Source organism: Stenotrophomonas sp. NPDC078853, from assembly GCF_044901215.1.
Classification (GTDB): Bacteria; Pseudomonadota; Gammaproteobacteria; order Xanthomonadales; family Xanthomonadaceae; genus Stenotrophomonas; species Stenotrophomonas lacuserhaii.
In genome coordinates this window covers 335,311-353,213 of record NZ_JBJDOQ010000003.1, presented here as the reverse complement: position 1 = coordinate 353,213, position 17,903 = coordinate 335,311, and the positions used below count along the sequence as shown (strand labels likewise).

General features: G+C 67.1%; 17 protein-coding genes, 1 tRNA gene and 1 pseudogene. 8 read left to right on the top strand and 11 right to left on the bottom strand.

Going from position 1 to position 17,903, the window contains the following annotated elements:
• The 5 genes and pseudogenes from ACI2JH_RS05400 to ACI2JH_RS05380 form a co-directional block, all read left to right on the top strand.
• Window positions 1-199: pseudogene (locus ACI2JH_RS05400) on the top strand (peptidoglycan-associated lipoprotein); the annotation flags it as partial.
• Window positions 200-202: 3 nt separating this feature from the next.
• Window positions 203-1,021 (top strand): tol-pal system protein YbgF, encoded by an 819-nt coding sequence (gene ybgF, locus ACI2JH_RS05395; RefSeq protein WP_182656864.1) that lies wholly within the window; start codon window positions 203-205, stop codon window positions 1,019-1,021.
• A 76-nt stretch (window positions 1,022-1,097) separates the two neighbouring features.
• A complete protein-coding gene (gene queE / locus ACI2JH_RS05390) occupies window positions 1,098-1,796 on the top strand; it encodes a 7-carboxy-7-deazaguanine synthase QueE (protein WP_404735615.1) in 699 nt (232 codons plus the stop codon).
• 76 nt (window positions 1,797-1,872) lie between these two features.
• The gene (gene queC / locus ACI2JH_RS05385) at window positions 1,873-2,538 is read left to right on the top strand and encodes a 7-cyano-7-deazaguanine synthase QueC (protein WP_101098843.1); all 666 of its coding nucleotides are present in this window, start codon (window positions 1,873-1,875) and stop codon (window positions 2,536-2,538) included.
• A 75-nt stretch (window positions 2,539-2,613) separates the two neighbouring features.
• Window positions 2,614-2,689 (top strand) — tRNA-Lys (locus ACI2JH_RS05380).
• 47 nt (window positions 2,690-2,736) lie between these two features.
• On the opposite strand, the gene ACI2JH_RS05375 is transcribed toward ACI2JH_RS05380, so the two are convergent.
• Complete coding sequence (locus ACI2JH_RS05375) at window positions 2,737-2,994, bottom strand: hypothetical protein (protein WP_404735614.1); 258 nt, start codon at window positions 2,992-2,994, stop codon at window positions 2,737-2,739.
• Window positions 2,995-3,259: 265 nt separating this feature from the next.
• Between ACI2JH_RS05375 and ACI2JH_RS05370 the strand changes: the two genes are divergently transcribed.
• The gene (locus ACI2JH_RS05370) at window positions 3,260-3,559 is read left to right on the top strand and encodes a hypothetical protein (RefSeq protein ID WP_057687320.1); all 300 of its coding nucleotides are present in this window, start codon (window positions 3,260-3,262) and stop codon (window positions 3,557-3,559) included.
• Between the two features lie 44 nt (window positions 3,560-3,603).
• Here the strand turns inward: ACI2JH_RS05370 and yghX are convergent, their stop codons facing one another.
• From yghX to ACI2JH_RS05355, 3 genes are all read right to left on the bottom strand, one after another.
• Complete coding sequence (gene yghX, locus ACI2JH_RS05365) at window positions 3,604-4,494, bottom strand: YghX family hydrolase (protein ID WP_404735613.1); 891 nt, start codon at window positions 4,492-4,494, stop codon at window positions 3,604-3,606.
• A gap of 71 nt (window positions 4,495-4,565) precedes the next feature.
• Window positions 4,566-4,985: a response regulator gene (locus ACI2JH_RS05360; protein ID WP_101098845.1), complete on the bottom strand. Its 420-nt coding sequence runs from the start codon at window positions 4,983-4,985 to the stop codon at window positions 4,566-4,568.
• A 118-nt stretch (window positions 4,986-5,103) separates the two neighbouring features.
• Complete coding sequence (locus ACI2JH_RS05355; RefSeq protein ID WP_404735612.1) at window positions 5,104-5,877, bottom strand: type II CAAX prenyl endopeptidase Rce1 family protein; 774 nt, start codon at window positions 5,875-5,877, stop codon at window positions 5,104-5,106.
• A 154-nt stretch (window positions 5,878-6,031) separates the two neighbouring features.
• Here ACI2JH_RS05355 and ACI2JH_RS05350 point away from each other — a divergent pair, with 154 nt between their 5' ends.
• Window positions 6,032-6,379, top strand: coding sequence for a zf-TFIIB domain-containing protein (locus ACI2JH_RS05350; protein ID WP_057687323.1), 348 nt, complete (start codon window positions 6,032-6,034; stop codon window positions 6,377-6,379).
• A gap of 5 nt (window positions 6,380-6,384) precedes the next feature.
• Here the strand turns inward: ACI2JH_RS05350 and ACI2JH_RS05345 are convergent, their stop codons facing one another.
• The 6 genes from ACI2JH_RS05345 to ACI2JH_RS05320 all read right to left on the bottom strand — a co-directional run bounded on the left by ACI2JH_RS05345 (window position 6,385) and on the right by ACI2JH_RS05320 (window position 13,112).
• A complete protein-coding gene (locus ACI2JH_RS05345; protein WP_404735611.1) occupies window positions 6,385-6,900 on the bottom strand; it encodes a GNAT family N-acetyltransferase in 516 nt (171 codons plus the stop codon).
• 57 nt (window positions 6,901-6,957) lie between these two features.
• Window positions 6,958-7,866 (bottom strand): copper resistance protein B, encoded by a 909-nt coding sequence (locus ACI2JH_RS05340; protein WP_404735610.1) that lies wholly within the window; start codon window positions 7,864-7,866, stop codon window positions 6,958-6,960.
• Complete coding sequence (locus tag ACI2JH_RS05335) at window positions 7,863-9,716, bottom strand: copper resistance system multicopper oxidase (RefSeq protein WP_404735628.1); 1,854 nt, start codon at window positions 9,714-9,716, stop codon at window positions 7,863-7,865. The genes ACI2JH_RS05340 and ACI2JH_RS05335 overlap by 4 nt, the downstream gene beginning before the upstream one ends.
• 48 nt (window positions 9,717-9,764) lie before the next feature.
• A complete protein-coding gene (locus tag ACI2JH_RS05330) occupies window positions 9,765-10,148 on the bottom strand; it encodes a CopL family metal-binding regulatory protein (RefSeq protein ID WP_101098848.1) in 384 nt (127 codons plus the stop codon).
• An 85-nt stretch (window positions 10,149-10,233) separates the two neighbouring features.
• A complete protein-coding gene (recQ, locus tag ACI2JH_RS05325; protein ID WP_101098849.1) occupies window positions 10,234-12,042 on the bottom strand; it encodes a DNA helicase RecQ in 1,809 nt (602 codons plus the stop codon).
• A 494-nt stretch (window positions 12,043-12,536) separates the two neighbouring features.
• Complete coding sequence (locus tag ACI2JH_RS05320; RefSeq protein ID WP_182656855.1) at window positions 12,537-13,112, bottom strand: Dps family protein; 576 nt, start codon at window positions 13,110-13,112, stop codon at window positions 12,537-12,539.
• Window positions 13,113-13,201: 89 nt separating this feature from the next.
• Here ACI2JH_RS05320 and hrpA point away from each other — a divergent pair, with 89 nt between their 5' ends.
• Entirely contained in the window at window positions 13,202-17,290 is a 4,089-nt protein-coding gene (gene hrpA / locus ACI2JH_RS05315; RefSeq protein ID WP_404735609.1) for an ATP-dependent RNA helicase HrpA, read from the top strand.
• Window positions 17,291-17,330: 40 nt separating this feature from the next.
• On the opposite strand, the gene ACI2JH_RS05310 is transcribed toward hrpA, so the two are convergent.
• Complete coding sequence (locus ACI2JH_RS05310) at window positions 17,331-17,843, bottom strand: hypothetical protein (RefSeq protein WP_101098851.1); 513 nt, start codon at window positions 17,841-17,843, stop codon at window positions 17,331-17,333.
• Between the last annotated feature and the right edge of the window lie 60 nt (window positions 17,844-17,903).

Sequence of the window (17,903 nt, the reverse complement as noted above, 5' to 3'; positions counted from 1 at the left end):
GCGCGGTTCGCGCGCGGACACCCCGGCCCTGGGCGAGCGTCGGGGCAACGGCGTCAGCTCCGCGCTGCCGGCCCACGGTGGTTCGGCTTCGCAGCTGACCGTCGTGTCCTACGGTGAAGAGCGTCCGGTCTGCACCGATTCGAGCGAGTCCTGCTGGTCGCAGAACCGTCGCGTCGAAATCGTCTACACCGCGCAGTAATCCATGCGCATCGGCATCAATCTGATGCTGGTCGTGGCGGCAGCCTTCATGGCTGCCGCCCCGGCGTACGCGCAGCGGCAGAGCCTTGCCGACCGCGTCGGCGCGATCGAGCAGCAGCTGTACAACAACAGTGCCAACACGGACCTGTTGAACCAGATCACCCAGCTCCGCCAGCAGGTCGGGCAGATGCAGGGCACGATCGAACAGTTGCAGCACGATAACGCCCAGCTCAAGCAGGGCAACCAGGACGCATTCCTGGACCTGGACGAACGCCTGAACCGCCTCGAAGGTGGAGCAGCGCCGGTCGTTCCGTCGGCACCCGGCAGCAATGCACCGCTTCCCCCGGTTCCGGCCGTGCAGCCTCCCGCAGCGGCCACTTCAGAGCGGCCGCCTTCGGTACATGGCGACGCAGGCAGCCTGGCGGTCAGCGGCGATGAGCGCACCACCTACAACGTCGCCTTCGATGCATTGAAGGCCGGCAAGTACGATGACTCCGCGCAGCTGTTCCTGAGTTTCCTGGAGTTGTACCCCAGCGGTGTCTACGCCCCCAATGCGCTGTACTGGCTGGGCGAAAGTTATTACGCCACCCGCAATTTCCCGATGGCCGAGCAGCGTTTCCGTGAGCTGATCTCGCGCTATCCGACCCACGACAAGGCCTCCGGTGGCCTGCTGAAAGTCGGTCTTTCCCAGTTTGGCGCAGGCCAGGTGGAGCAGGCCCAGCAGACGCTGGAATCGGTCGTGGCGCAGTATCCCGGCTCGGACGCCGCGCGCACCGCGCAGGACCGCCTGCAGTCGATCCGCCTGGGCCAGCAGATCCGCTGAGGCCCGCGTGGGCACCCGCTTTTTGTAGAGCCGAGCCATGCTCGGCTGCTTTCGTTTCAGGTCCCCGGAATTCCGCATGAACGCAACACCCGCCAACGCCGTTGCCACGCCCAGTGACATCGTCCAGTCGCCGCTGCCGCGGCTGAAGATCACCGAGATATTCACTTCGCTGCAGGGCGAGGCGGATACCGCGGGCTGGCCCACCGTGTTCGTGCGCCTGACCGGCTGCCCGCTGCGCTGCCAGTACTGCGACACCGCTTACGCTTTCCATGGCGGTACCTGGTGGGATATCGACGATATCGTGGCCGAGGTGCTCGCCCAGGGCGTGCGCCACGTGTGCGTGACCGGCGGCGAGCCGCTGGCACAGAAGCGCTGCCTGATCCTGCTGCAGAAGCTGTGCGACGCCGGCATGGACGTTTCGCTGGAAACCTCCGGTGCGCTGGATGTGTCCGAGGTGGATCGGCGCGTATCACGCGTGGTCGACCTGAAGACGCCGGGTTCTGCCGAGATGGCGCGCAACAAACTGGAAAACCTGCCCCTGCTGACCGCGCGTGATCAGGTCAAGTTCGTGATCTGCAGCCGCGAGGACTACGACTGGGCCAAGGCCATGGTCGTCGAGCATGTCCTGTCCGAACGCACGATGGTGCTGTTCTCGCCCAGCAAGGGCGAAATCACCGCCCGCGAGCTGGCCGACTGGATCGTCGCCGACCGGTTGCCGGTACGCTTCCAGATGCAGCTGCACAAACTCCTCTGGAATGACGAGCCGGGCAGGTAAGCTGCCGCGTCGTTCCTGCTTCACCCCGGCGCGGGACAGCGTGCTGGCTCCCCTCCCCAAACCGGATGATTCACCCATGAAGAAGGCAGTCGTGCTTCTCTCCGGCGGCATGGATTCGGCCGCCGTCATCGCCCTCGCCCAGGAACAGGGCTTCGCCGTGCACGCGCTCAGCGTGCGCTACGGGCAACGCCACACCTCCGAACTGGAGGCCGCCGCCCGCGTCGCCGCCGCCCAGGGCGTGGTCCTGCACAAGACCGTCGACGTGGACCTGCGCAGCATCGGCGGTTCGGCATTGACCGATGACATCGACGTGCCCGAGGCGGGCGGCGAGGGCATCCCGGTCACCTACGTGCCGGCGCGCAACACGATCATGCTTTCACTGGCGCTGGGCTGGGCCGAAGTGCTCGGTGCCAACGATATTTTCTGTGGCGTCAACGCGGTGGACTACTCCGGCTATCCCGATTGCCGTCCGGAGTTCATCGCCGCGTTCCAGGCGCTGGCCAACCTGGCCACCAAGGCGGGAGTGGAAGGGGCGGGCATCACCGTGCACGCACCGCTGCAGTTCCTCAGCAAGGCGCAGATCGTCAGCGAAGGCGTGCGGCTGGGCGTGGATTTCGGGCTTACGGTGTCGTGCTACAACGCCAATGCCGAAGGTGCCGCCTGCGGCCACTGTGATGCCTGCCGGCTGCGGGCACAGGGCTTCGACGAGGCCGGCATCGCCGATCCCACGCATTACGCCTGACATGCGCGGGCGCTTCACCTCGGCGCCCGAATCAGGGTAGAATGCTCGCCCCCGGTGCAAAGCCGGGGCAGCAATGGGCCGTTAGCTCAGTTGGTAGAGCAGAAGACTTTTAATCTTTTGGTCGATGGTTCGAATCCATCACGGCCCACCATTGCAGGCAGCACCAGAAAAGCGCCCCGGAGGCGCTTTTTTTGTGGGCTACAGATGGTCGAAATCGAAGTTATCCTGGCGCGGGAGCCCGGAGGTATTGGAGTCGCCCCGCGGGGCGATGTAGTTGATGACCGACCACAGGGCATAGACCAGTGTCGCGGCACCCAGCACCTTGCTGCCCGCCTGCAGTGCACGTTGCCCGCACGCTATCGGCGTGTGCCTCCGGTTCGGAGGCAGCTCGCGGTTCTGCACCATCTCCAGCAGAAACGTGTCGTTTATCTGCGCGATCGAGGTGCCGTCGGACATCTGGATCACGACCGAAGGCCGCCGCAGGGCGGGCCGATTGTTATTGTCTGGACCGACCGTCTGCATTGGCTCCCTCCCGCAGTGTGTTGCTGCAGGCTGGCAGGACAAACAGCGACGGCGCTATAAGAAATCGATCAGCGGCAGGCAGGCGGCGTGCACCACTTCGCGCTGCGCCATCATCGGCCACGCGTCGCTTCTCCGTCTCATTCAGAGCTGACATGGAAGGCGAGTATGGTCAAGGTTGGTTCGGGAGGACAGCGCACAGATGGCGAAGTACGAACGGCAGGACAATTCTGAAACACGCTGGTTGAGTTTCAGGCTGCGCAACGGGCAGTCGATCGCGCCAGCCAAGCTGCGTGCCGGCTGGGCGGCGGCCGCGGCGGTGCCGGGCATCTCGGTACGTCGCGAAGATATTGAAAGCGGGACGGTGGTCTACGCCCTGTACGGCCCCAGCAGCCTGGGCGCACCGCAGGTAGCGGAAATGCGCATGCGGCAGTTCCTGATGGACGAAGGCTACACCTTCACCATGGGCACCCTGGGTGCGCGGCCGGGAATCCGGCTCTGATCCGCTGAAAGGCGATGCCGGGTGGCGCCCGGTACCGCAGTGCATCACGCCAGATACTTCCGGAACCACCCCAGCGTGCGCTCCCACGCCAGCGCGGCAGCCGCTTGGTCGTAACGCGGCGTCGAGTCGTTGTGGAAGCCGTGGTTCGTGCCGGGGTAGACATAGGCCTCGTACGTTGTCCCGGCCTTCTTCAGCGCGGCCTCGTAGGCCGGCCAGGTGGCATTGACGTTGTCATCTTTCTCGGCGAAATGCAGCAGCAACGGCGCCTTGATCCTGACCACATCGTCCGGCTTGGCCTGGCGGCCGTAGAACGGCACCGCCGCATCCAGTTCCGGATAGGCCACGGCCGCCGCGTTGGACACCCCGCCGCCGTAGCAGAAACCGGTGATGCCGACCTTGCCGGTGCCCAAAGGCGAGGCGCGCAGGTACTCGATGGCGGCGAAGAAATCGTTCATCAGCTTTTCCGGGTCGACCTGCGCCTGCAGTTCGCGGCCGCGCACGTCATTGCCCGGATAGCCGCCGACCGAACTCAGCCCATCCGGCGCCAGCGCGATGAAGCCGGCCTTGGCCACGCGTCGGGCGACGTCTTCGATGTACGGATTCAGGCCGCGGTTTTCGTGCACCACCACGATGGCAGGCAGTTTGCCGGCTGCCTTGGCAGGTTTCACCAGATAGCCGCGTACCTGGCCATGGCCATTGGGCGAGGGATAGGTGATGTACTCGGCGACGATGTCCGGATCGGTGAACTGCACCTGCTGGGCCAGCGCGTAATCCGGGCTCAGCGCCGCCAGCAGGGTGGTGGCGGCCACGCCGGCCATCGCATAGGCGGCAGCGCGGTCGAGGAAGTCGCGACGGCTCAGGCGGCCATGTACATAGCCGTCATACAGTTCCAGCAGGTCCGGATGAAAATCCTTGGCAGTCAGTCGGGTGGTCACGGGCGCAGCCTCTGCGAAAGCGGTGCGCTGAATCTAGCATCGCTTCGGCGGGTGCGCCCGTGGCAGGCCGCTCAGGCGGCGCGCGGCGCGTCGTGCGGCAGGCCTTCACCGGAATGGCGGAAGCAGATGCGGATGGCGTCGAGCAGTTCGCTCATGTTGTACGGCTTGGGCAGGAAGTGGATGCCCTGGTGCAGCAGCGGCAACACCTCGTGCTGGCACATGCCGGAGGTGACCAGGATCGGCAGGCGCGGGAAGGCCGCACGCACGCGGTTGGCGGCCTCGATGCCGCTGATGCCGCCCAGGCAGACATCGGTGAACAACATGTCGAAGCGCTCGCCGGCATTGAGCAGGCCCAGCGCGGCCTCCGCCGAACTGACCCCCACCACTTCGCAGGCCTGGCTTTCCAGGGTGAGGCGGCTCAGCTCGAGGGTTTCCTCGGAATCTTCGATCAGCAGCACTCGCGGCTGCACATTCTGCTTTGACAACAACATGACGCACGGGCTCCGTGACACGATTGGAACAAGGGCGGCGGAGGCTCCAGGCCCCAGCGGCGCGCAAGTATGCGCGGGCCGTGGGTGAGCCCTGCGTGCAGGAATCGGTAAGGTCTGGTTACAACGGGCCGGTGCGGCTTGCACGGGGCGGAAGCAGCGCCCACAGGACCAGCACGGCCAACGCGGCCGCGCCAAGGCGCAGGCCGATGCCCTGCCAGCCCATGGCGATGGCATCCGGCACGGCGAGCACGTTCCAGGCCAGGTTGAGCGAAACGTGCAGGGCCAGCCCGCTCCACAGGGTGTAGCCATCCAGGCGGTTCAATACGGCAAACACGAAGCCGCCGATGCCGGTCACCGCGAACACCAGCGCGGCCATCGCCCCGGCTTCCGGACCACCGAACCCGAGCCAGTGGACGGCGCCGAACAGCACCGCCTGCACGCTGGCGGCCAGCCACCAGGGCCACCCCAACACGCGCTGGGCGAACACGAAGCCGAGGCCGCGGAACAGGATTTCTTCGGCGAGCGGAAACAGCAGGGCCAACATCAGCAGCGAAAGCAGATCGATGTCGGTGGCCGGCGCGCCCAGCCACCACAGGCCAAGCCAGCACGGTACGGTGGCCAGCAGCACCAGCAGTGGTCCACGCGCACCGTTCCACTGCAGGCCCAGGCTGCGTGCCAGCGAGCGCCCCGGTGCCAGCAGCACGGCCGCGGTCAGCAGGGCGAGGGCGGTCGCCAGCAGGTTGTCCAGCAGGCTGCCGCCGAAGGGCATCGGCAGGCCGGGGATCGGGGTGCCGATGGCCTTGGCGATATCGCGTATCCACAACCCGAGCGCGACGGCGAGCACCAGCGCGACAGAGGCCGGCAGGACCGGAAAGCGGGAGGTCGTGTTCATCGGGGCATCCTTGCGTGGGTCACGTGGCACTATGCCGCCGCCGCAGCACACCGACATGCGCCGGAGGTCCATGTGCCGATCGTCAGGGCTGTTGCCATGCAGTCATCGGCGGGCGGTTACAGTGCAGGTCTCCCCCCTAGCAGGAGTGCCAGCGATGCTGTGCCCCGTTTGCAAGACCCAGGCGCTGACCATGTCCGAACGCCAGGGCATCGAGATCGATTACTGCCCGCAGTGCCGCGGCGTGTGGCTGGACCGTGGCGAACTGGACAAGATCATCGAGCGTTCGGCCTCCGCGCCGGCCGTGCCGCCGCCCGCACCGGTACAGGCTGCGGCCCCGGCTTACAGCCAGCCGCCACCGCCGCCGGTGGCCGTGCAGCACCGCGATACGCGCCACCTGGGCCAGCGCCACAACGACGGCTATGCGCAGCAGGGCCAGTACAACCAGCATGGCTACAGGAAAAAGAAGAAGGAAAGCTTCCTGTCGGACCTGTTCGACTTCTGAGGCAGTCAGGCGGGGCGGTGCAGGATGTACTCGCGGTCACGCGAGTGGCCGACGACGAACTCGTACTCGCCCACCTTGTGGCAGCCATGGCGCGCGTAGAAGCGCTGCGCGCCGTGGTTTTCCGACCACACGCCCACCCACAGGGTGCGCCGTGACGGGCTGTCCAGCCACTCAAGGAACGCGCCCATCAGCCGCTCGCCGTGCCCCGCATTCTGGTGGCTGGCCAACACATACAGCCGCTTGAGTTCATTGTCCCCGGCCGCGGCCAGGGGATGCGGCAGGCTGTTCGGGCGGGCGGCCAGATAGCCCACCGCGCGTCCATCCGCTTCCAGCAGCCACGCTGCAGCGTGCGGGTCAGCCAGTTCGGCGCGTTGCGGTTCCAGGCTGTAGTGCGCGTGCAGGAAGGCCTGCAGGTCCTGCGGCGGATACGAATCGCCGAAGGTTTCGGTATAGGTGGCATTGGCGATGCCTGACAGTGCAGCGGCATCGTCCACGCAGGCGCGGCGCAGGGTGGTAGGCATCGCCCATTGTAGAAGGCCCCGGCACACAGGGTGCACCGGGGCCTGCGGCAAGGCGTCCTAGAACCACATCCTGACGCCGGCCACCCAGCGCGTATCACGAACATGGTCAGCCTCGGCCCGGTCGGCGGTTTCGCCGAACAGGCGCTCATGGCTGATGCCGATGTACGGCGCGAAGCGTCGGCTGAACTCATAGCGCAGGCGCACGCCCGCTTCGACCTTGTTGAGTCCGCGCCCGATGCGCTGGGCCGGCTCATCACGTGCGGCCAGCGTGGCCTCGAGCATCGGCTGCAGGATCAGCCGGTTGCTCAGCAGCACCTCGTATTCCACTTCCGCGGTGGCCATCACTTGGCCGCCGGAGCCGGCGTACAGCGTGGCGGAGGTTTCGAACTTGTACGGCGCCAGGCCTTGGATGCCCAGTGCCGCCCAGGTGCGCGAGTCCGCCGGCCGGAAGTCCTGCTTCACACCGGCCAGCACGTCCCACCACGGGGAAATGCTGCGGCCGTACAGTACTTCCAGGTCCGCCGCATCGGTGCGGCCGCCGCTGCGTTCGCCTTCGCTGCGCAGCCATACGCGGTTGATGTCCCCGCCGATCCAGCCGCTGGCTTCCCAGGCCTGGCCGGTGCCATGTCGGCCGTCCCAGTGTTCCAGCCGATCCACCAGCAGCAGGCTGTTGATGGAGGGGGCGTGCTGCATGGCGGCGTGGTCGATGGCGGGGAAAGCCGCTGCACGGTCGGCGGCGGTGACCGCGGGAATCGGCTCGTGCGGCAACGCGGCAGCATCATGCTGCGCGTGGCCCATCTGCGAATGATCCATGCCGGAATGGTCCATCTTCGAATGGTCCATCTTCGAGTGGTCCATCGACGCTGCTGGGGCGGCGCGGTGGTCGTGCGACTGCGCCAGCGCGGGCAACGCCGACAGCATCGCCAGGCCCATGGCACTGCGTGCAAGGTGCAAGGAGACGCTCATTCTTCGATCCTCACTTCGCGCATCATGCCCGCTTCCATGTGGTACAGCAGGTGGCAGTGGAACGCCCAGCGGCCCAGTGCATCGGCGCGCACGCGGTAGCTGCGGCGGGTGCCCGGCGGCATGTCCACAGTGTGCTTGCGCAGCTGGAAATCGCCCTGTGCATCTTCCAGGTCGCTCCACACGCCATGCAGGTGGATGGGATGCTGCATCATGGTGTCGTTGACCAGCACGATACGCATGCGCTCGCCGTAGTTGAGCCGCAACGGTTCGGCCCCGGCGAAGGGGATGCCATCGAAGGACCAGGCGAACTTCTCCATGTTGCCGGTGAGGTGCAGTTCCACCTCGCGTCCCGGCTCGCGCCCATCGGGGTCTTCGAACAGGCTGCGCATCGCGCCGTAGGTCAGTACCTGGCGGCCGTTGTCGCGCAGGCCGATGCCTGGATCGTCCAGCTTCGGATCAGTGGCGCTGCTCTGCATGTCCACCAGCGGATTGCCGCGCTCGCTGTGCGGGTGGGTGACCTTCGTGGGCATGGCGGCGCCTGCACCGTGCGCCCCGTGGCCGGCGTGTGCGCCGTGATCCATCGCCGGCATCGCGTGGTCCATGCCATGTCCGGACATGCCGCCGTGGTCCATCGCATGCCCCATGTCGTGCCCCATGTCGGCCATGGTCAGCAGTGGACGCGGATCGCGTGCGGGAACCGGTGGCTGAAGCCCGTGGCGCACCGCCAGGGTGCCGGCGGCAAAGCCGGTGCGGCCCATGTCCTGGCAGAAGATCGTATACGCGTCCTGCCCGCTGGGTTCCACCAACACATCGAAGGTTTCGGCCGGGGCGATGCGGAATTCATCGATGCTGACCGGGTGGATGTACTGCCCGTCGGCGGCGACCACGGTCATCTTCAGGCCGGGGATGCGCACGTCGAAGTAGGTCATCGAGCCACCGTTGATGAAGCGCAGCAGCACTTTCTCGCCGCTGCGGAACAGCCCGGTCCAGTTGCCCGCCGGCGCCGTGCCGTTCATCAGGTAGGTGTAGGTATGCGCGTTGACATCGGAGATGTCGGTCGGGGTCATCCGCATACGGCCCCACATGCCACGGTCGGACAGCGCCGCGCCCCAGCCATCGCGACGCGCATCGCGCAGGAAGTCGGGCAGGGTGCGCTTGTAGTAGTTATCGTGCTCGGCGAGCTTCTTCATGCGCCGGAACAGCGCGCCGGGGTCCAGGTCGGTCCAGTCTGAAAGAAGGATCACGTGTTCGCGATCAAACGCATACGGCGGCGGCTGCGCCGGGTCGATGATCAGCGCGCCGTACAGCCCGGCCTGCTCCTGGAACATGGAATGGCTGTGATACCAGTAGGTGCCGGACTGCTTGAGGGTGAAACGGTAGTGGTACGCCTCGCCGGGCGCGATGCCGTTGAAGCTGAGGCCCGGCACGCCGTCCATGTTGGCCGGCAGCAGGATGCCGTGCCAGTGGATCGACGTGGGGTGGGCCAGCGTGTTGCGCACGTGGATGTCCACGGTCTGGCCTTCGCGCCAGCGCAGGATCGGCGCGGGCAGGCTGCCGTTGACCGTGATCGCCGGGCGGGTGCGGCCGGTGAAGTTGGCCGCCGATTCGCCGATGGCCAGTTCGATGTGGGAATGACCGAGGACCTGCGGCGCGGTGGCCAGGGCAGGACCGGCGGCAGCCAGCGCGTGCAAGGGAAGGCCGGTGGCGGCGGCCCCGGCGACCACGCCGCCGGCGGCCAGGCCCTGCACGAACAGGCGGCGTGACGGTTGGGCCGGGTGGCCCGGACCATTGGAAGAAGAAAAACGCATTGTAAGGAACTCCAGACGCAGGACATCACCGGTCCGGCGCAGGGGCGCGCGGGCCAGCATCGAGTCACGCCACGGGCGTGGGCGTTGGAATCAGCCGATGGGAGGGCGTTGGATGCGTGGCAGCGCGGGCGTTGGATGGCCCGTTACAGGCTGCTGCGGTGGACGTGTGCCGGCGTAGTCGGCGGCCAACAGGGCGAGCCCTTCGGCAGCCAGTGCCGGTTGCTGCGCGCAGGTCCGCACGCAGTCCTTCAGTTTGCAGTGGGCGTCGTCAGGTGCAGCCAGGGTCTGGTGATCGCTGGCGAGCGGCGGCTGCAGGCCGGCCGGTGCGGCGGCGTGCCCGTGGCATGGAGGCGCTGCAGCGGGCGCCGTTTCAGGCGCGTCCATGCGGTGTTCTCCGGCCATGGCTGCGTTCAGTCCGTTGAGCAACAGACTGATCATCAGCACCACGCGCAGCAGGAGGGAGGCCACGGACATGTCGCTACCTTAGCCGGATCGGTGCGTCGATGCAGCCCCGCCTGAACCGCCGGTTCAACCCTGGAGCAGCACAAGGCACCCGCCGTCAGCCCTCTTCCCGCACCACCTCGATCAGCTGCGGACCATAGCGCGACAGCTTGGTGCCGCCGATACCGCCGACCCGGGCCAGTTCGTCCAGCGACGTCGGGCGCTGTTCGGCGATGTTGCGCAGGGTGCTGTCGTGGAAGATCACGAAGGCCGGCACGTTCTGCTCGCGGGCCAGTTCGGCGCGCAGCCCCCGCAGCGCGTTGAACAGCGCCAGGTCCTGCGGCAGCACCGACAGGCCGCTGCCGCTGCGCTGGGTGCTGCGTTCGCGGCTGCTGCTGGGGGCGCTGTCGCGGCGCATGCTGATCTGCCGCTGGCCCTTGAGCACGTCACGGCTGGCGTCGGTCAGGCGCAGGCCGCCATGGCCGGCGGTGTCCACTTCCAGCACGCTGGTGGCCACCAGTTGGCGGAACACGCTGCGCCAGGTCCGCGCGTCCAGGTCCTTGCCGATGCCATAGGTGCTCAGCTTTTCATGGCCGCTCTGGCGCACCTTGTCGTTCTCGCTGCCGCGCAGGATGTCGATCAGGTGGCCCACGCCATAGCGCTGGCCACTGCGGTACACGCAGCTGAGCGCCTTCTGCGCCGGGATGGTGGCATCCCAGGCGGCCGGTGGGGTCAGGCAGTTGTCACAGTTGCCGCAAGCCTGCGGATAGGTCTCGCCGAAGCCAGCCAGCAGCACCTGGCGCCGGCATTGCATGGATTCGCAGTAGCCCAGCAGGTGGTCCAGCTTGGAGCGTTCCAGCTGTTTGCGTTCTTCCCCGGCCTCGGACTGTTCGATCATCTGCTTGAGCAGCACTACATCGCCCAGGCCGTAGCACAGCCAGGCTTCGGCGGGCTCGCCGTCGCGGCCAGCACGGCCGGTTTCCTGGTAGTAGCCTTCCATGGATTTGGGCAGGTCGGTATGGGCGACGAAGCGCACGTCCGGTTTATCGATGCCCATGCCGAAGGCGATGGTGGCGCACATCACGATGCCGTCCTCGCGCAGGAAGCGGCGCTGGTTGGTGGCACGCACTTCGGCCGGCAGGCCGGCGTGGTAGGGCAGGGCGGTGAAGCCTTGGCTGCACAGGAACTCGGCGGTTTCCTCGACCTTGCGCCGCGACATGCAGTAGACGATGCCGGCCTGGTCGCGGTGGCTGCGCAGGAAGCCGGTCAGCTGCTGGCGCGCATTGTCCTTCTGCACCACGGTGTAGCGGATGTTGGGGCGATCGAAGGAGCTGACGAAGTGCCGCGCCTGGGCCAGGTCGAGGCGTTCGGCGATTTCGCGCTGGGTGGGCGGGTCGGCGGTGGCGGTCAGGGCCAGCCGCGGGATCTCCGGCCAGCGCTCGTGCAGGACGGTGAGCTGGCGGTATTCCGGCCGGAAGTCGTGGCCCCACTGTGACACGCAGTGCGCTTCGTCGATGGCGAACAGGGCGATCCGGCTGCGCGAGAGCAGGGACAGGAAGCGGCCGGTCAGCAGGCGTTCGGGAGCGACGTACAGCATGTCGAGCTCGCCGGCCAGCAGGTCGCGTTCGACGCGCGCAGCGGTTTCGCCATCCAGGGTGGAGTTCAGGAATTCGGCGCGCACGCCGAGCTGGCGCAGGGCTTCGACCTGGTCCTGCATCAGCGCGATCAGCGGGGAGATGATGATGCCGCAGCCGTCCCGCAGCAGGGCCGGGACCTGGTAGCAGAGCGACTTGCCGCCGCCGGTGGGCATCAGGACAAGGGCATCATGGCCGGCAGCGACGTGCTCGACGATGTCCCGTTGCGGGCCGCGGAAGTCGTCGTAACCAAAGACGCGGCGGAGCAGCTCGTGCGCGGGACTGGAAGGCATCCCGCTAGTTTACCCGTTCGGGCGGGGTGCTGTTCTGCGTTGCGTTCTGCGCGAACGTCAAAAGCGGCAGGGCTGGGTGGTGGGCGGGGCGGGGAGGCTGTGCAGGACACGCCGTGAACCCGTCCATGGGGGCTCGCTGTTGCCATCCATGGCAACAGACGGTCCTGCACAGCCTCCCCGCCCCACCTCCGACAGGTTCATGGCGGCCACGGGCATGCGAGGAATCAACTACCGCCGCAGCGGCCACGGTAGCGCCGAGCCACGCTCGGCGGGCACCATCAGGCACAATGCGCTGCGCCATCACGCCATCTCACCCTGTGCAAGCCCCCCTTTGTTAAGGGGGGGGCGCCGACAGGCGCGGGGGATAGGAGGGATGCGGGGGCAGGAACCGTGCGGCGCAGCCGCATGGCTCCTGCTAAGGGGGGTGCGCCGACAGGCGCGGGGGATAGGAGGGATGCGGGGCCAGTAAGGCAGCGGGGCTTCGCCCCGCGGCCTTACTGCAGCAGCGAGCGCAGCATCCAAGCGTACTTCTCGTGGGTCTGCAGGCGCTGGGTCATCAGATCTTCGGTGGGGGCGTCGTCGGCGTCGTCGGCCACGTCCAGCACCTGGCGGGCGGTGCGGCAGACCGCTTCGTTGGCGACCACCAGCTGGCGTACCATTTCACGCCAGTCGGCGCTGTTGGTCAGGCCGGGCTCTTCCGGGATGGAGGTCAGCGCGGCGAATTCGCGGTAGGAGCCCGGTGCGTTGAAGCCCAGTGCGCGGATGCGCTCGGCCACTTCGTCCAGCGCGGCCCACTGTTCGGTGTACTGGGTCTCGAACATGGCGTGCAGCGAGTTGAACATCGACCCGGTCACGTTCCAATGGAAGTTGTGGGTTTTCAGGTACAAAGTGAACGCGTCAGCCTGGTAGCGCGACAGACCGTCGGCGATCTTCTTGCGCTCGCCTTCCTTGATCCCGATATCAATGCCAGGTGCGGAAGGTGCTGCCGCGGCGAGCTTCTGCTTGCCGGTCTGGGCGGCCTTCGCGTTGGCCAGTGCCGGGGCCTTGGTGATGCTCTTGGTCTTTGCCATGGGGACGTTTCTCCTTGTGGATGAGATGATCTTCACGATAGACCAGAACTAATGTCTGGTCGCTATCAAGTTTTTAAACGAATCGATTGATGAACTCTATTGAAAAAAACCCGGCCTCCCGCCTGTCGCAGCAGCGGACCGCCCTCGACGGCGCGATGACCCGCGACCGGGGGCGCCTGCTCGGCATGCTCGCGCGCTGGCAATCCAAGCCGCAGGATGCTGGCTTGGCGCAAGCGTTCGAGCAGGCACTGCAGGCGTCGGTACAGCGCCGCCAGGCAAGGGCCAGCCAGAAACCGGCCATTACTCTGGACCCGCAGCTGCCGATCGCGCGTGAAGCCGAGTCGATCATCGCGCTGATCCGTGACCACCAGGTGGTGGTGATCGCCGGTGAAACCGGTTCGGGCAAGACCACCCAGCTGCCCAAACTGTGCCTGGCTGCCGGCCGAGGCGAAGCCGGGATGATCGGCTGCACCCAGCCGCGGCGGATCGCGGCGCGTGCGGTGGCCAGCCGCGTAGCGCAGGAATTGAACAGCGAACTGGGCCAGCTGGTGGGTTTCCAGGTGCGCTTCAATGACAAGGTCAGCGAAGACAGCCGCATCAAATTCATGACCGACGGCATCCTGCTGGCGGAAATCGCCAGCGATCGCTGGTTGTCGCGCTACGACACGATCATCGTCGACGAGGCGCACGAGCGCAGCCTCAACATCGATTTCCTGCTCGGCTACCTGAAGCAGCTGCTGAAGAAGCGGCCGGACCTGAAGTTGATCGTCACCTCGGCGACCATCGATACCGGACGTTTCGCCGAACATTTCGACGATGCGCCGGTGATCAGCGTGGAAGGGCGCACCTACCCGGTGGAGGTGCGCTACCGCGCGCTGGAAGGCGAGGGCGAAGAGCAGGGCGAGCGCACGGTCAACGATGCCATCGTCAGTGCGATCGATGAGATCACCCGGATCGACGCGCGCGGGGATGTGTTGATCTTCCTGCCGGGCGAGCGCGAGATCCGCGATGCCCACCAGTCGCTGGAACGGCGCAAGTACCGCCAGACCGAGGTGCTGCCGCTGTATGCGCGGCTGTCCAACCAGGACCAGGACCGTGTGTTCAACCCGGGCCCGAACCGGCGCATCGTGCTGGCCACCAACGTGGCCGAGACCTCGCTGACCGTGCCGCGCATCCGTTACGTGGTCGATCCTGGCTTCGCCCGCGTCAAGCGCTACAGCCCACGGCAGAAGCTGGATCGCCTGCATATCGAGCCGATCTCCCAGGCCAGCGCCAACCAGCGCAAGGGACGCTGCGGACGCGTGGCCGAGGGCATCTGCTACCGGCTGTACGCCGAAGCGGATTTCCACGCCCGGCCGGACTTCACTGATCCGGAGATCCGGCGCTCCAGCCTGTCCGGGGTGATCCTGCGCATGCTGCAGCTGGGCCTGGGCCGGATCGAGGATTTCCCGTTCCTGGAAGCGCCGGACGAGCGCGCGGTTGCCGACGGCTGGCAGCAGCTGGCCGAACTGGGGGCCGTGGATGGCGAGCGTCGCCTGACGGCCGTGGGCAAGCAGATGGCGCGACTGCCGGTGGACGTCAAACTGGCGCGCATGCTGGTGGCCGCGCAGGCGGCCGGCTGCCTGAAGCCGATGCTGGTGATCGCCTCGTTCCTGGGCATCCAGGATCCGCGTGAGCGTCCGCCCGAAGCCCGTGGGGCGGCCGATACCGCGCATGCCCAGTTCGCCGATGGACGCTCTGAGTTCGTCGGCGTGCTGCGGCTCTGGGATGCCTACCGCCAGGCCCATGAAGACCTGACCCAGTCCAAGCTGCGTGACTGGTGCGGGCGCAATTTCCTCGGTTTCCTGCGCATGCGCGAGTGGCGCGAGCTGCACCGGCAGCTGCGCCTGCTGTGCGAGGAACTGGGCTGGACCGAAGAGGCTGCCGAGGCTTCGCTGGCGCCGCTGCTGGCGGGCAGCAAGGCGCCGGCCGCGGCCAGCGATGACGCCACCGCGATCAAGGCCACGCGTGGCCAGCTGCATCGCGCTGCGCGACTGGCGCGCGAAGGCAAGCCGGCCGAGCAGGCGCCCGTGCCGGTGGCGGTGCGTGCGCAGAAGGAGCAGGCACCGGAAGGCGGTGGCTTCAGCGAGCGCGCACGTTCTGCGGCCTACCAGACACTGCATCGCGCGCTGATCGCCGGGTTGCCTACGCAGATCGGCCACCGTACCGAAAAAGGTGACTTCCAAGCGCCACGACAGCGCCGTTTCCAGCCGTTCCCGGGCTCTACGCTGGCCAAGCGGCCGCCGCCGTGGCTGCTCGCCGCCACCCTGCTGGATACGCAGAAGATCTGGGGCCTGACCAATGCGGCGATCGAGCCGGACTGGGTGATCGCCGAGCTGCCGCACCTGCTGCTGCGCAAGCACTTCGATCCGCACTGGTCGCGTGCGCAGGGACAGGTGCTGGCCTCGGAACAGATCAGTCTGTTCGGGTTGGTGCTGGCACCGAAGAAACCCGTGCACTACGGTCGCATCGAACCCGCTGAAGCGCACGACATCTTCGTACGCCAGGCACTGGTGACCGGTGAGATCACTACCCGCGCCAGCTTCGTCGCCGACAACCAGAAGGTGCTGGAACAGGCGCGCGAAGAGGAAGCCAAGCTGCGCCGCGCCGGTATCGTCGCCGACGAAGGCTGGCAGGCGCGCTGGTACCTGGACCGGATTCCGTCGGATATCCACTCTGCAGCCGGACTGGATGCCTGGTGGAAGAGCCTGCCGCCTGCGCAGCGGCATGGCCTGTCCTGGTCACTCGTCGATCTGCTGCCCGGCGAAGGCAGCGAAGAAGACCGGTTCCCGAAGTATTTCGCGCTGGGCGATGCCCGGCTGCCGCTGAACTACCGCTTCGAACCCGGCGCGGACGACGATGGCGTAACGCTGGACGTGCCGCTGCACCTGCTCAACGCACTGGATCCGGTGCAACTGGGCTGGCTGGCGCCGGGCTTCGTGGCGGACAAGGCCACAGCGTTGATCCGCAGCCTGCCCAAGGCCATGCGGCGCAACTACGTGCCCGCACCGGACTTCGCACGGGCCTTCGCCGAAGCGTTCCCGCAGCCCAGTGCCGATGACATCCGCGGCGAGCTGGCACGGTTCCTGTCGCGTGCGACGGGCGCGGCGGTGGCCGCGCTCGACTTCGACCTGGACTCGGTCGATACCCACCTGCACATGAACCTGCGCCTGCGCGACGAGCAGGGCAAGGTACTGGCAACCTCGCGTGACCTGGAGGGGCTGCGCGCACGCTTCGGTGACAAGGCCGGTCATGCCTTCGCTGCACGCGCAGGGCGTGACATGGCAGCAGAAGGGCTGCGCGATTTCCCGTCTGCACCGATCCCCTTGCAGGTGCCCGGCGAAGCCGGCGTGCCGGCCTACCCGGCACTGGTGGACGAAGGGGATTCGGCTGCGCTGCGCATCTTCGCCGATCCGCAGCAGGCCGCTGAAGCGCATCCACGCGGCGTACGCCGACTGCTGGAGATCGGCCTGGCCGAGAAGGCCAAGCAGGCGCGCAAGCAGTTGCCGGTGTCACCGAAAACCGGCCTGTTGTACGCGGCCATCGAGTCGCAGGAAAGGTTGCGCGGCGACATCGTGGACGCGGCGATGAATGCCGTGCTGGCCGAGGGCCTGGATTCGATCCGGGACCCGCAGGCGTTCGCGCAGCGGCGTGACAGCGCGGGCAAGGCACTGTTCGGTGAGGCGATGGAGCGCCTGAAGCTGGCCGAGTCGATCCTCGGCCTGGTGGCCGAGATCAAACCCGCGCTGGAGGCACCGCTGATGGGCTGGGCGCGCGGCAATCTGGATGACATGGAGCGGCAGCTGGCCGGGCTGGTGCATGCCGGCTTCCTGCGCGACACGCCTGCCGATGCGCTGTCGCAGTACCCGCGCTACCTCAAGGCCATGCTGCTGCGGACCGAGCGCGCCAAGCGCGATCCACCGCGCGACCAGGCCCGCATGCTGGAGCTGCATCCGTTCCTGGAGGCGCTGCAGAAGGGCCGTGAGCAGGGGATGCAGGATCGGCCACATTGGCAGGCGCTGCGTTGGGACGTGGAGGAACTGCGTGTCTCGTTGTTCGCGCAGGAATTGATCGGGCGGGGTGGCATTTCGGCCAAGAAAGTCGCCCAGCGCGCTGCCGAACTGCACAAGACGCGCTAGCGCGCGGAGCATGGCCGGGCACTGTCGGCCCGGCCCGCCCTCACTTCACCCGCTTCACCTTGGCGCGGGTGTTGACGCCGGGAATCTGCAGATACCAGGCGCCGCTGACCGACGGGGCGATGCTGACCTGAGGATCCTGCCGACGCACGCCGCCGACATTGGCACTGTCGGTCTGCTCCCAATGCTGGCCGTTTGCCAACACATACACCCGGCCCTGGGCGAAGCCGCGGAACTCGCCCGGCAGCACGCTGGTGATCGGTTCGCGGCTGCCGAAGTCGAAGAACCCGCGGTGCTCTTCGACGACGGCCTTGCGGCCCTCTTCGCGCGCAGCCTGGATGGCGGCGGCCGACGCGGCTTCCACCTTGCCTTGCAACCAGCGATTCAGGTTGGCCAGCTCGACCGGCTGCAGTCTGTCCAGTCCGGCGGCCTTGAACTCGGCCGGGCTCATCTGCTGCTGCAGGTCACCTTCCACGATGCGCTGGGCCCACGCCGTGGACGAAACGGCCAGCAGGGCCAGCGAGCACGCAAGCAGGCGGGGCGAAGGCAGGGTCATTGGGTGGTTTCCATGGGGATTGGGCCGAGTGTAGGGCAGGCGCGTCGGGAATGAACATCG